At 51.7% G+C, this 13,358-nt stretch carries 10 protein-coding genes and 1 pseudogene; 10 read left to right on the top strand and 1 reads right to left on the bottom strand.

What is annotated here, in order from left to right:
* Positions 1-721: 721 nt before the first annotated feature.
* Positions 722-928 (bottom strand): YbfA family protein, encoded by a 207-nt coding sequence (locus HEM79_RS06315; protein WP_000424926.1) that lies wholly within the window; start codon positions 926-928, stop codon positions 722-724.
* A 312-nt stretch (positions 929-1,240) separates the two neighbouring features.
* On the opposite strand from HEM79_RS06315, the gene kdpF reads away from it, so the two are divergent.
* From kdpF to potE, 10 genes and pseudogenes are all read left to right on the top strand, one after another.
* Positions 1,241-1,330: a K(+)-transporting ATPase subunit F gene (gene kdpF, locus HEM79_RS06310; protein WP_001272653.1), complete on the top strand. Its 90-nt coding sequence runs from the start codon at positions 1,241-1,243 to the stop codon at positions 1,328-1,330.
* Complete coding sequence (gene kdpA / locus HEM79_RS06305; RefSeq protein ID WP_176242957.1) at positions 1,330-3,003, top strand: potassium-transporting ATPase subunit KdpA; 1,674 nt, start codon at positions 1,330-1,332, stop codon at positions 3,001-3,003. Before kdpF ends, kdpA begins: the two co-directional genes overlap by 1 nt.
* A gap of 22 nt (positions 3,004-3,025) precedes the next feature.
* A complete protein-coding gene (gene kdpB, locus HEM79_RS06300; protein ID WP_176242958.1) occupies positions 3,026-5,074 on the top strand; it encodes a potassium-transporting ATPase subunit KdpB in 2,049 nt (682 codons plus the stop codon).
* Between the two features lie 8 nt (positions 5,075-5,082).
* Positions 5,083-5,655, top strand: coding sequence for a K(+)-transporting ATPase subunit C (gene kdpC, locus HEM79_RS06295; RefSeq protein ID WP_176242959.1), 573 nt, complete (start codon positions 5,083-5,085; stop codon positions 5,653-5,655).
* Complete coding sequence (gene kdpD / locus HEM79_RS06290) at positions 5,648-8,332, top strand: two-component system sensor histidine kinase KdpD (protein WP_176242960.1); 2,685 nt, start codon at positions 5,648-5,650, stop codon at positions 8,330-8,332. Before kdpC ends, kdpD begins: the two co-directional genes overlap by 8 nt.
* Positions 8,329-9,006 carry a two-component system response regulator KdpE gene (gene kdpE, locus HEM79_RS06285; RefSeq protein WP_000186091.1) on the top strand — a complete coding sequence of 226 codons (678 nt, stop codon included), beginning with the start codon at positions 8,329-8,331 and terminating at the stop codon, positions 9,004-9,006. Before kdpD ends, kdpE begins: the two co-directional genes overlap by 4 nt.
* Before the next feature lie 186 nt (positions 9,007-9,192).
* Positions 9,193-9,312: pseudogene (locus tag HEM79_RS22985) on the top strand (TonB-dependent receptor).
* Positions 9,279-9,383: a leader peptide SpeFL gene (speFL, locus tag HEM79_RS06280; RefSeq protein ID WP_107164369.1), complete on the top strand. Its 105-nt coding sequence runs from the start codon at positions 9,279-9,281 to the stop codon at positions 9,381-9,383. The pseudogene HEM79_RS22985 and the gene speFL overlap by 34 nt, the downstream one beginning before the upstream one ends.
* A gap of 303 nt (positions 9,384-9,686) precedes the next feature.
* Positions 9,687-11,885, top strand: a complete 2,199-nt coding sequence (gene speF, locus HEM79_RS06275) for an ornithine decarboxylase SpeF (RefSeq protein ID WP_176242961.1) — start codon at positions 9,687-9,689, stop codon at positions 11,883-11,885.
* Positions 11,882-13,201, top strand: a complete 1,320-nt coding sequence (gene potE / locus HEM79_RS06270) for a putrescine-ornithine antiporter (RefSeq protein WP_000075810.1) — start codon at positions 11,882-11,884, stop codon at positions 13,199-13,201. The genes speF and potE overlap by 4 nt, the downstream gene beginning before the upstream one ends.
* The last annotated feature ends 157 nt before the right edge of the window (positions 13,202-13,358 follow it).

Here is a 13,358-nt window from a genome sequence, read left to right as displayed (position 1 = left end):
TATTGAAGGATAGTTGTGATTTATTTTTTAGACATAAAGGTGATATCTATCGCCGCTTTGCCGCTCATTTTATTCTTCCAGATAATTAAAACGACCTGAACTGACATATCGTTATGTCTTTAACAACCTCAATATATTCACCACACAAATAAAACCACTAGTAACAAACACACTACCGCCTCCATAAAAAATGGCTCCCTTATAAAATTGCATCTTACATATAAAAAGCAGAAATATCTGGTGTATTTTAATTATCAACTATAAATCTTGAAGCTTTTTGTTAACAGCAATACACCTTATCGCATTAGATATGTTAACAATAAATTATTCTTAATATATCAATAAAGTATATATTACTCTCTTTACTATCTGTTTTTATTGCGGTAGCGATATTAATAGCAAAATTCGGAATTTATTTAGATGCTGGAATGAGCAAAAGTGATGGCAGCTTTCTCATTTTACCCTGAAGTTTCAAGAAAGTGTGTAATGGAGTATGCAACCTAACTGAAGATTTCTGACGATGTAGTCGCTTAGAGCGAGAAGAAAGGTGACCGCATCCTGAGTTGTCCTTTGAAAGGCTACTATCGAAACTTGATGCTAAAACAGTGATGAAATGAACAACGCTATGGAAAGCTCCTTCCATGGTAATTAACATGGAATCCGTTGATGCAAAACACCTAAGCCAGCCCCCTGTACAAAGCTGGCTTAAACGCGCAGGCAATCAATAAAAATCACCGGTTGCCTTTTCGGCCTGATCCATCCACACCGGTTTCTCGCTGGTTTTCGACCAGACGCGATGCAGGTAGCTGTAAAAGCGGGCGCGGTCTTTCCAGAAAAGCATGAAAGGCAGCGCCAGAACGCCCGCTGCAACCGCATAAGTACGGCGTAAAAAGATAAGCCATGCAGGATATTCTCTATAGAGTTCCATACTTTTCTCCCCCTTTTGTATCTACCCGGTGAATAGCACCGGAAAAATGAATTCGTTTATCTGATGAAAATAGTACCGCCTTTTGTGTAATTTTACTACTCATCCGACCACTTATTTTTGCTTATTGATGGTTTATTTACATTCATTCCGTAATTAAGTTACATGAAAGTTAAATTAATACTAACCATTGGTTAAATTACGGTCTTTGCCATTTTTATACTTTTTTTACACCCCGCCCGCAGATTTTTGCGAAATCTTTGCAGCCAGAACTCTACCCTTCCGGTATCACTTTTAGGCCACTGGAGGTGCACTGTGAGTGCAGGCGTGATAACCGGCGTGTTGCTGGTGTTTTTATTACTGGGGTATCTGGTTTATGCCCTGATCAATGCGGAGGCGTTTTGATGGCTGCGCAAGGGTTCTTACTGATCGCCACGTTTTTGCTGGTGCTGATGGTGCTGGCGCGCCCTTTAGGCAGCGGGCTGGCGCGGCTGATTAATGATATTCCTCTTCCCGGTACGGCGAGCGTTGAGCGCGTACTCTTTCGCGCACTTGGCGTCTCTGGTCGCGAGATGAACTGGAAGCAGTATCTCTCTGCCATTCTCTGTCTGAATATGCTGGGGCTGGCGCTACTGTATTTTATGTTGCTCGGTCAGCATTATCTGCCGCTTAATCCGCAGCAGCTGCCGGGGCTGTCGTGGGATCTGGCGCTGAATACTGCCGTCAGCTTTGTGACTAATACCAACTGGCAATCTTACAGCGGTGAAACCACGTTGAGTTATTTCAGCCAAATGGCGGGCTTAACGGTACAAAACTTTCTTTCTGCCGCCAGCGGGATTGCGGTGATTTTTGCCCTTATCCGCGCGTTTACCCGCCAGAGCATGAGCACGCTCGGTAATGCCTGGGTCGATCTGCTACGCATCACGTTATGGGTGTTAGCCCCTGTGGCGTTGTTGATCACACTGTTTTTTATTCAACAAGGTGCGCTGCAAAACTTTCTGCCCTATCAGGCTGTGACGACCATTGAAGGAGCACAACAACTGTTACCGATGGGGCCGGTGGCTTCTCAGGAAGCTATTAAGATGCTCGGCACTAATGGCGGTGGTTTCTTTAATGCCAACTCGTCACATCCGTTTGAAAACCCGACAGCACTGACCAACTTCGTGCAAATGCTGGCGATCTTCTGGATCCCAACAGCACTGTGCTTTGCCTTTGGCGAAGTGGCGGGCGATCGCCGCCAGGGACGCATGTTGCTGTGGGCGATGTCGGTGATTTTTGTCATCTGCGTAGGCGTGGTGATGTGGGCAGAAGTTCAGGGTAATCCGCATCTGCTGGCGCTCGGCGCGGACAGCAACATCAATATGGAAGGTAAAGAGAGCCGTTTTGGCGTGCTGGTCAGTAGCCTGTTTGCGGTTGTGACCACGGCGGCTTCCTGCGGTGCGGTGATTGCGATGCATGATTCGTTTACTGCTCTCGGCGGCATGGTGCCGATGTGGCTGATGCAGATTGGTGAAGTGGTATTCGGCGGCGTTGGTTCCGGTCTTTACGGCATGATGCTGTTCGTCCTGCTGGCGGTGTTTATTGCCGGGCTGATGATTGGTCGTACACCGGAATATCTGGGTAAAAAGATCGACGTGCGCGAGATGAAACTGACCGCGCTGGCGATTCTGGTCACCCCGACGCTGGTGTTGATGGGCGCGGCGCTGGCGATGATGACCGACGCCGGACGTAGCGCCATGCTCAACCCTGGACCGCATGGTTTTAGCGAAGTGCTGTATGCCGTGTCGTCCGCCGCTAATAACAACGGCAGCGCCTTTGCCGGGTTAAGCGCCAACTCTCCGTTCTGGAACTGTTTACTGGCGTTCTGCATGTTTGTCGGTCGCTTCGGGGTGATTATCCCGGTGATGGCGATTGCTGGTTCGCTGGTGAGTAAAAAGAGCCAACCCGCCAGCTCCGGCACATTGCCAACGCACGGCCCGCTGTTTGTTGGCCTGTTAATCGGCACCGTGTTGCTGGTTGGCGCACTGACCTTTATCCCTGCCCTGGCGCTTGGTCCGGTGGCGGAGTATCTCTCTTGATGATATTGAGTGAGCACTGAATATGAGTCGTAAACAACTGGCGCTATTCGAACCAACACTTGTCGTTCAGGCGCTGAAAGAAGCGGTTAAAAAATTAAGCCCGCAGGCGCAATGGCGCAATCCGGTGATGTTTATCGTCTGGATCGGCAGTCTGCTGACCACCGCTATTAGCATCGCGATAGCAAGCGGTGCGATGCCTGGCAATGCGCTGTTTAGTGCGGCAATTAGTGGCTGGTTGTGGGTCACCGTGCTGTTCGCTAATTTCGCCGAGGCGCTGGCAGAAGGCCGCAGTAAAGCGCAGGCCAACAGTCTGAAAGGGGTCAAAAAAACCGCCTTTGCCCGCAAGCTGCGCGAGCCGAAATATGGCGCTGCGGCGGACAAAGTTCCCGCCGATCAACTGCGTAAAGGCGACATCGTGCTGGTAGAGGCAGGCGATATCATCCCCTGCGATGGTGAAGTTATTGAAGGTGGCGCGTCGGTCGATGAGAGCGCCATCACCGGGGAATCAGCACCGGTGATCCGTGAATCCGGCGGCGATTTTGCCTCCGTCACTGGCGGCACGCGAATTCTTTCTGACTGGCTGGTGATTGAGTGCAGCGTTAACCCCGGCGAGACGTTTCTGGATCGGATGATCGCGATGGTGGAAGGCGCACAGCGACGCAAAACGCCGAACGAGATTGCCCTGACCATCCTGCTGATTGCCCTGACTATCGTCTTTTTACTGGCAACCGCAACGCTGTGGCCATTTACCGCCTGGGGCGGCAACGCGGTCAGCGTGACAGTACTGGTGGCGCTGCTGGTCTGTCTGATCCCAACCACTATTGGCGGCCTGTTGTCAGCGATCGGCGTCGCCGGGATGAGCCGGATGCTGGGCGCAAATGTTATCGCCACCAGCGGACGTGCCGTTGAAGCAGCGGGCGACGTTGACGTTCTGCTGCTGGATAAAACCGGCACCATCACGCTAGGTAACCGACAGGCGTCGGAGTTTATCCCCGCGCAGGGCGTAGAAGAAAAAACGCTGGCCGATGCCGCACAACTGGCTTCGCTGGCCGACGAAACGCCGGAAGGCCGCAGTATTGTGATCCTCGCCAAGCAGCGTTTTAACCTGCGCGAGCGCGATGTGCAGTCACTTCACGCTACCTTTGTGCCGTTTACTGCGCAAAGCCGGATGAGTGGGATCAACATCGACAACCGTATGATCCGTAAAGGTTCTGTCGATGCCATTCGCCGCCATGTTGAAGCTAACGGTGCTCACTTCCCTGCCGATGTCGATCAAAAAGTTGATAACGTTGCGCGTCAGGGTGCCACGCCGCTGGTGGTGGTAGAAGGTTCCCGCGTGCTGGGCGTTATTGCGCTGAAAGATATCGTCAAAGGCGGCATTAAAGAGCGTTTCGCCCAACTGCGCAAAATGGGCATTAAAACGGTGATGATTACCGGCGATAACCGTCTGACTGCCGCCGCGATTGCTGCGGAAGCGGGCGTCGATGATTTCCTCGCCGAAGCGACACCAGAAGCCAAGCTGGCGTTGATTCGTCAGTATCAGGCGGAAGGCCGTTTAGTGGCGATGACAGGCGACGGCACCAACGATGCTCCGGCGCTGGCGCAGGCTGATGTTGCGGTAGCAATGAACTCTGGTACTCAGGCGGCGAAAGAAGCGGGCAATATGGTGGATCTCGACTCCAACCCGACCAAGTTGATCGAGGTGGTACATATTGGCAAACAGATGCTGATGACCCGTGGCTCACTTACCACCTTCAGCATTGCCAACGATGTGGCGAAATACTTCGCCATTATCCCGGCGGCGTTCGCGGCAACGTATCCGCAGTTAAATGCGCTGAATATCATGCGCCTGCATTCGCCCGACTCTGCCATTCTCAGTGCGGTGATTTTCAACGCCTTGATTATCGTCTTTTTGATTCCTCTGGCGTTAAAAGGCGTGAGTTATAAACCGCTTACCGCTTCTGCCATGTTGCGCCGTAACTTATGGATTTACGGTCTGGGTGGGCTGCTGGTGCCGTTTATCGGTATCAAAGTGATTGATTTACTGCTGACCGTTTGCGGTCTGGTGTGAGGGTTACCATGAGTGGATTACGTCCGGCATTATCGACATTTCTCTTTCTGTTATTGATTACCGGCGGTGTTTACCCGCTGCTGACCACCGCGCTGGGGCAATGGTGGTTTCCCTGGCAGGCCAACGGTTCGTTGATTCGTGAAGGAGATATGGTGCGCGGCTCGGCATTAATCGGGCAGAGTTTTACCGGCAACGGCTATTTTCATGGTCGCCCATCAGCAACGGCAGAAATGCCCTATAATCCACAGGCTTCTGGCGGGAGCAATCTGGCGGCCAGTAACCCTGAGCTGGATAAACTAATAGCTGCACGCGTTGCTGCATTACGGGCCGCTAACCCTGATGCCAGCACGAGCGTTCCGGTTGAACTGGTGACGGCGTCGGCAAGCGGGCTGGACAATAACATTACCCCGCAAGCGGCGGTCTGGCAGATCCCACGCGTGGCGAAAGCGCGTAATCTCAGCGTTGAACAGCTCACGCAGCTGATCGCAAAATACAGCCAACAACCGCTGGTGAAATATATCGGCCAGCCGGTCGTCAATATTGTCGAACTCAATCTGGCGCTGGATAAGCTTGATGAATAACGAACCCTTACGTCCCGATCCCGACCGTCTGCTGGAACAAACTGCCGCGCCGCATCGGGGGAAGCTAAAAGTTTTCTTCGGTGCCTGCGCAGGCGTCGGGAAGACCTGGGCGATGCTGGCAGAAGCCCAGCGACTGCGGGCGCAAGGGCTGGATATTGTGGTTGGCGTGGTAGAAACCCACGGTCGGAAAGATACTGCCGCAATGCTGGAAGGGCTGGCTGTTCTGCCGCTAAAACGCCAGGCGTACCGTGGGCGGCACATCAGCGAGTTTGATCTCGATGCTGCCCTCGCCCGCCGTCCGGCGCTGATATTAATGGACGAACTGGCGCACAGTAATGCGCCATGTTCCCATCATCCCAAACGCTGGCAGGACATCGAAGAGCTGCTGGAAGCTGGCATTGATGTTTTCACAACCGTCAACGTTCAACATCTGGAAAGCCTGAACGATGTAGTCAGTGGCGTCACCGGAATTCAGGTACGGGAAACCGTGCCCGATCCTTTTTTCGATGCCGCCGACGACGTAGTTCTGGTGGACTTGCCCCCGGACGATCTGCGTCAACGGCTGAAAGAAGGCAAAGTCTACATTGCCGGGCAGGCGGAGCGCGCCATTGAACATTTTTTCCGCAAAGGCAATCTGATCGCCCTGCGCGAACTGGCACTGCGCCGTACTGCCGATCGCGTTGATGAGCAAATGCGCGCCTGGCGGGGGCATCCTGGCGAAGAAAAAGTCTGGCACACGCGCGACGCGATCCTTTTATGCATCGGGCATAACACGGGCAGCGAAAAACTGGTTCGTGCGGCGGCGCGGCTGGCGTCAAGGCTGGGGAGCGTCTGGCACGCGGTGTATGTTGAAACCCCTGCCCTGCACCGCTTACCGGAGAAAAAACGTCGGGCAATTCTCAGCGCCTTACGTCTGGCGCAGGAGCTGGGCGCAGAGACGGCAACACTTTCTGATCCAGCGGAAGAAAAAGCCGTAGTGCGTTATGCCCGTGAACATAATCTCGGCAAGATTATTCTCGGTCGCCCGGCCTCGCGCCGCTGGTGGCGTCGGGAAACTTTTGCTGACCGACTGGCGCGCATCGCCCCCGATCTCGATCAGGTGCTGGTCGCGCTTGATGAACCGCCTGCCCGCACTCTTAATAACGCGCCAGATAGCCGCTCTTTTAAAGACAAGTGGCGGGTACAGATTCAGGGATGCGTGGTTGCCGCCGCGTTATGCGCCGTTATCACCCTAATTGCCATGCAGTGGCTGATGGCGTTTGATGCCGCCAACCTGGTGATGCTGTATCTGCTTGGCGTGGTGGTGGTGGCGCTATTTTATGGACGCTGGCCTTCGGTAGTTGCTACTGTCATTAATGTGGTGAGTTTCGATCTCTTTTTTATCGCCCCACGCGGCACGCTCGCCGTCTCTGATGTGCAATACCTGCTGACCTTCGCGGTGATGTTAACTGTCGGGCTGGTGATCGGGAACCTTACTGCTGGCGTGCGTTATCAGGCGCGGGTAGCCCGTTACCGCGAGCAACGCACGCGGCACTTATATGAAATGTCGAAAGCTCTGGCGGTGGGCCGCAGTCCGCAGGACATCGCCGCCACCAGCGAACAATTTATTGCCTCCACGTTTCATGCCCGCAGTCAGGTGCTGTTACCCGATGACAACGGTAAATTGCAGCCGTTAACACATCCGCAAGGAATGACGCCGTGGGACGATGCTATCGCGCAGTGGAGTTTTGATAAAGGCCTGCCTGCGGGTGCGGGCACCGACACGTTACCCGGTGTACCGTACCAGATTTTGCCGTTAAAAAGCGGTGAGAAAACCTACGGGCTGGTGGTGGTGGAACCGGGTAATCTGCGCCAGTTGATGATCCCGGAACAGCAGCGCCTGCTGGAGACGTTTACGCTGTTAGTCGCCAATGCGCTTGAGCGGCTGACGCTGACCGCCAGTGAAGAACAGGCGCGGATGGCAAGCGAACGTGAACAGATCCGCAACGCCCTGCTGGCGGCGCTTTCGCATGATTTACGCACTCCGCTTACGGTGCTGTTTGGTCAGGCTGAAATCTTAACGCTCGATCTGGCGAGTGAAGGTTCTCCGCACGCCCGTCAGGCCAGCGAGATTCGCCAGCATGTGCTGAACACCACCCGCCTGGTGAATAATTTACTCGATATGGCGCGAATTCAGTCCGGCGGCTTTAATTTGAAGAAAGAGTGGTTAACGCTGGAAGAAGTGGTCGGCAGCGCGCTGCAAATGCTGGAACCGGGTTTATCATCGCCCATCAACCTGTCATTGCCAGAACCGCTGACTTTAATCCTCGTTGACGGGCCACTCTTTGAACGGTTGCTGATTAATCTGCTGGAGAACGCGGTGAAATACGCGGGCGCACAGGCCGAAATTGGTATCGATGCCCACGTTGAGGGCGAAAATCTACAACTGGATGTCTGGGATAACGGCCCCGGTCTTCCGCCAGGCCAGGAGCAGACGATATTCGATAAGTTTGCTCGCGGAAATAAGGAGTCGGCAGTACCGGGCGTCGGGCTTGGGCTGGCAATTTGTCGGGCGATTGTGGATGTACACGGCGGCACCATTACCGCGTTCAACCGACCGGAAGGTGGTGCCTGTTTTCGTGTTACACTTCCCCAGCAAACTGCCCCTGAACTTGAAGAATTTCATGAGGATATGTGACAAACGTTCTGATTGTTGAAGATGAACAGGCTATTCGTCGCTTTCTGCGCACGGCGCTGGAGGGCGACGGTATGCGCGTCTTTGAGGCCGAAACGCTGCAACGCGGCTTGCTGGAAGCGGCAACCCGCAAGCCGGATTTGATTATTCTCGATCTCGGTCTGCCCGATGGCGATGGGATTGAGTTTATCCGCGACCTGCGCCAGTGGAGCGTAGTGCCGGTGATTGTGCTTTCCGCACGTAGTGAAGAGAGCGATAAAATCGCCGCGCTGGATGCCGGAGCTGATGATTACCTGAGTAAACCGTTTGGCATTGGCGAATTGCAGGCGCGTCTGCGCGTCGCTTTACGCCGCCACTCAGCTACCGCCGCGCCCGATCCGGTGGTGAAATTTTCTGATGTTACCGTCGATTTAGCGGCTCGGGTGATCCATCGCGGTGAGGAAGAGGTGCATCTCACCCCGATTGAGTTCCGCCTGCTGGCAGTGTTGCTCAATAATGCGGGAAAAGTGCTCACCCAGCGCCAGTTACTCAACCAAGTGTGGGGACCAAACGCAGTTGAACACAGTCACTATTTGCGGATTTATATGGGGCATCTGCGGCAAAAACTGGAACAAGACCCGGCTCGGCCTCGCCATTTTATTACTGAAACCGGTATTGGGTATCGGTTTATGCTTTGAATATTTATTCATTTTTTACACTTCTAAAAGAATTATTATTTTAAAATTAGCCCTGCTGAGACATTATTATTCAGCAGGGTTAATGCATTAACGAAACATAAACAATTAAATTACAAAATCAAAAAACAAAGCAACATTCTGTTTTGCACCGTCCATACTTTATGATTAACAACTTTTAGTTTGACCATTTTTTTGATCTTCTTCATAGATTAGAGACATTTCCTGGATAGAATAATTTTACCTTCAACTGATACAGAAAAAGGTAAAGGAAAATGGAAAATAATAACCGTGCAATGCCCCATATAAGGCGAACAACTCATATTATGAAGTTTTCCCATCGCAATAGCTTTGACTTTCATTTCTTTAATGCCCGCTAGTCTTCTGACTAAAGGGCACCTCAAAATACAGGTCTCCCTGTCTTTAAGCATCACAGGTTAATACCTGTATCCCTGGTGCTCATACATTGCTAACCCTTTTATACCCTTATTAATTCAGATCGCTACGTCGCAATCTGGACAGGTAGAGTATTGCCAGTTACCGGGCTGGTCGGGTTATTGCATCTACAAAAAGCAACCTACTGATTTATTTATCAGGGGTGATGTTTTGCTTTTTTCCGTCGTTATCAATTTCTCTTTTGAGAAATTGAGGACCTGCTATTACCTGAAATAAAGAGATGAAAAATGTCAGAATTAAAAATTGCCGTTAGTCGTTCTTGCCAGAATTACTTTTCCACTCATCGTGTATGCGTGAATATTGAAGAAACTAATTATATTGACGTTGCTGCCATTGTTTTATCGGTCGATGATGTTGAACGTGGAAAACTCGATGAAATAGACGCTACTGGCTATGGCATTCCTGTATTTATTGCCACGGAAAATGAAGAACATGTGCCTGCAAAATACCTGTCACGTATTTCGGGTGTCTTCGAACATTGCGAAGCGCGGAAAACGTTTTATGGTCGCCAGTTAGAAACCGCTGCCAGTCATTATGAAACCCAGTTACGCCCACCTTTCTTCCGCGCCCTGGTCGATTATGTCAATCAGGGTAACAACGCATTTGATTGCCCCGGTCATCAGGGCGGCGAATTTTTCCGTCGCCATCCGGCAGGTAACCAGTTTGTAGAGTATTTTGGTGAAACTCTTTTCCGTTCTGACTTGTGCAACGCCGACGTGGCAATGGGTGACCTGCTGATTCATGAAGGCGCACCGTGTATCGCACAACAACACGCAGCAAAAGTGTTTAATGCCGATAAAACCTACTTCGTTTTAAACGGCACCTCCTCTTCAAACAAAGTGGTATTAAACGCACTGCTGACACCGGGCGACCTGGTGCTGTTTGACCGCAATAACCATAAATCTAATCACCACGGGGCGTTGCTACAGGCTGGTGCAACACCGGTTTATCTGGAAACAGCACGCAACCCGTATGGCTTTATCGGTGGCATTGATGCGCACTGCTTCGAAGAAAATTACCTGCGCGAACTGATTGCAGAAGTCGCACCGCAGCGGGCAAAAGAGGCTCGTCCGTTCCGCCTCGCGGTTATTCAGTTAGGCACCTACGACGGTACAATTTATAACGCCCGTCAGGTAGTGGATAAAATTGGTCATCTGTGTGACTACATTCTGTTTGACTCCGCATGGGTCGGCTACGAGCAGTTTATCCCGATGATGGCCGACTGTTCACCGCTGCTGCTGGAGCTTAATGAAAACGATCCGGGCATTCTGGTTACGCAGTCAGTCCATAAACAGCAGGCGGGTTTTTCCCAGACATCACAAATTCATAAAAAAGACAGCCATATCAAGGGGCAAAAGCGTTATGTACCGCATAAACGCATGAACAATGCCTTTATGATGCATGCCTCTACCAGCCCGTTCTATCCGCTGTTCGCGGCACTGGACGTCAACGCTAAAATGCATGAAGGCGTAAGCGGTCGCAATATGTGGATGGACTGCGTGGCGAATGGCATTGATGCCCGCAAACTGATCCTTGAAAACTGTCAGCATATTCGTCCGTTCGTTCCTGAACTGGTGGATGGCAAGCCATGGCAGTCATATCCCACCGCTGAAATTGCCAATGACCTGCGTTTCTTCCAGTTTGTACCAGGAGAACACTGGCACTCTTTTGAAGGCTACGCAGAAAACCAATATTTTGTCGATCCGTGCAAGCTGCTACTGACTACCCCAGGCATTGATGCACGTAACGGCGAATATGAGGCATTCGGTGTTCCTGCAACCATTCTCGCTAACTTCCTGCGTGAAAATGGTGTCGTTCCAGAAAAATGCGACCTTAACTCCATTTTGTTCCTGCTGACTCCGGCAGAAGATATGGCCAAACTACAGCAGCTTGTCGCCCTGCTGGTACGTTTCGAAAAACTGCTGGAAGATGATGCGCCTCTGGCGGACGTACTGCCTTCCATTTACAAACAGCATGAAGCCCGTTACGCCGGTTATACCCTGCGTCAGTTGTGCCAGGAAATGCACGACCTGTATGCCCATCATAACGTGAAACAACTGCAAAAAGAGATGTTCCGTAAGGAACACTTCCCTCGCGTCAGCATGAATCCACAAGAAGCTAACTACGCCTACTTACGCGGTGAGGTGGAACTGGTTCGTCTGCCGGATGCAGAAGGGCGTATCGCAGCCGAAGGTGCCCTGCCTTATCCTCCGGGCGTGCTGTGTGTTGTTCCGGGTGAAGTCTGGGGCGGTGCAGTTCTGCGTTACTTCATTGCCCTGGAAGAAGGCATTAACCTGCTGCCAGGTTTTGCGCCGGAATTACAGGGGGTCTACATCGAAGAACATGACGGTCGCAAACAGGTCTGGTGCTATGTCATCAAATCAAGCGAAGCACAAAGCGCCCTGCTGAAGGGAGAAAAATTATGAGTCAGGCTAAAGCGAATAAAATGGGCGTCGTGCAGTTAACCATACTGACGATGGTCAACATGATGGGTTCCGGCATCATTATGCTGCCGACCAAACTAGCCGAAGTCGGGACGATCTCGATTATCTCCTGGCTAGTGACGGCTGTAGGATCAATGGCGCTGGCCTGGGCCTTTGCAAAATGCGGTATGTATAGCCGTAAATCAGGTGGTATGGGGGGTTATGCCGAATATGCCTTCGGTAAATCCGGTAACTTCATGGCGAACTATACCTACGGTGTGTCACTGCTGATTGCCAATGTCGCCATCGCTATTTCCGCCGTTGGCTACGGTACTGAGTTGTTTGACACAACCCTTTCGCCTGTTCAGATTGGTCTTGCCACTATTGCTGTGCTGTGGGTATGTACCGTGGCTAACTTTGGTGGTGCACGCATTACCGGGCAGATCAGTAGCATTACCGTGTGGGGTGTCATTATTCCGGTAATTGGCCTGTGCATTATCGGCTGGTTCTGGTTCAGCCCGACGCTTTACGCCGACTCCTGGAACCCGCATCATGCGCCGTTCTTTAGCGCGGTTGGTTCTTCCATCGCCATGACATTGTGGGCTTTTCTCGGTCTGGAATCGGCCTGTGCGAACGCTGAAGTGGTAGAAAACCCGGAACGTAACGTGCCAATTGCTGTTCTTGGCGGTACGTTGGGTGCGGCAGTAATTTATATCGTCTCTACTAACGTTATTGCCGGGATTGTGCCAAATATGGAGCTGGCAAATTCAACGGCACCGTTTGGTCTGGCCTTCGCACAGATGTTCACGCCAGAAGTCGGTAAAGTGATTATGGCGTTGATGGTGATGTCCTGCTGCGGTTCATTGCTCGGCTGGCAGTTCACCATTGCCCAGGTGTTTAAATCTTCTGCCGATGAAGGGTACTTCCCGAAAATTTTCTCTCGTGTAACCAAAGTGGATGCACCGGTTCAGGGAATGTTGACCATTGTGATTATCCAGAGTGGATTATCGCTGATGACCATTAGCCCGTCGCTGAACAGCCAGTTCAACGTGTTGGTTAACCTGGCCGTGGTGACCAATATCATCCCGTATATTCTGTCGATGGCGGCACTGGTGATCATCCAGAAAGCAGCTAATGTTCCGGCTGCTAAAGCGAAAGTGGCTAACTTTGTTGCCTTTATTGGTGCAATGTACAGCTTCTATGCGCTGTACTCGTCTGGGGAAGAGGCCATGCTGTATGGCTCCATCGTGACCTTCCTCGGCTGGACACTGTATGGTCTGGTATCACCCCGCTTTGAACTGAAAAATAAACACGGTTAATAAAGCGAAGTAAAAAAGGGCGATCGAATGATCGCCCTTTGGGATTATTAACAAAGTGCTCGTTGTTCATGCCGCAGGTGGCGCAAGCGCCTTATCCAGCCCACAAAATCGCGAAAATTCAATATATTGCACTATCCTCGTAGGCCTGATAAGCGTA

Origin of the sequence: Escherichia sp. 93.0816, assembly GCF_013368855.2 — a bacterium.
Classification (GTDB): domain Bacteria; phylum Pseudomonadota; class Gammaproteobacteria; order Enterobacterales; family Enterobacteriaceae; genus Escherichia; species Escherichia ruysiae.
The sequence above is the reverse complement of the archived record's forward strand: the minus strand, read 5'-3'. Positions and strand labels throughout refer to the sequence as shown.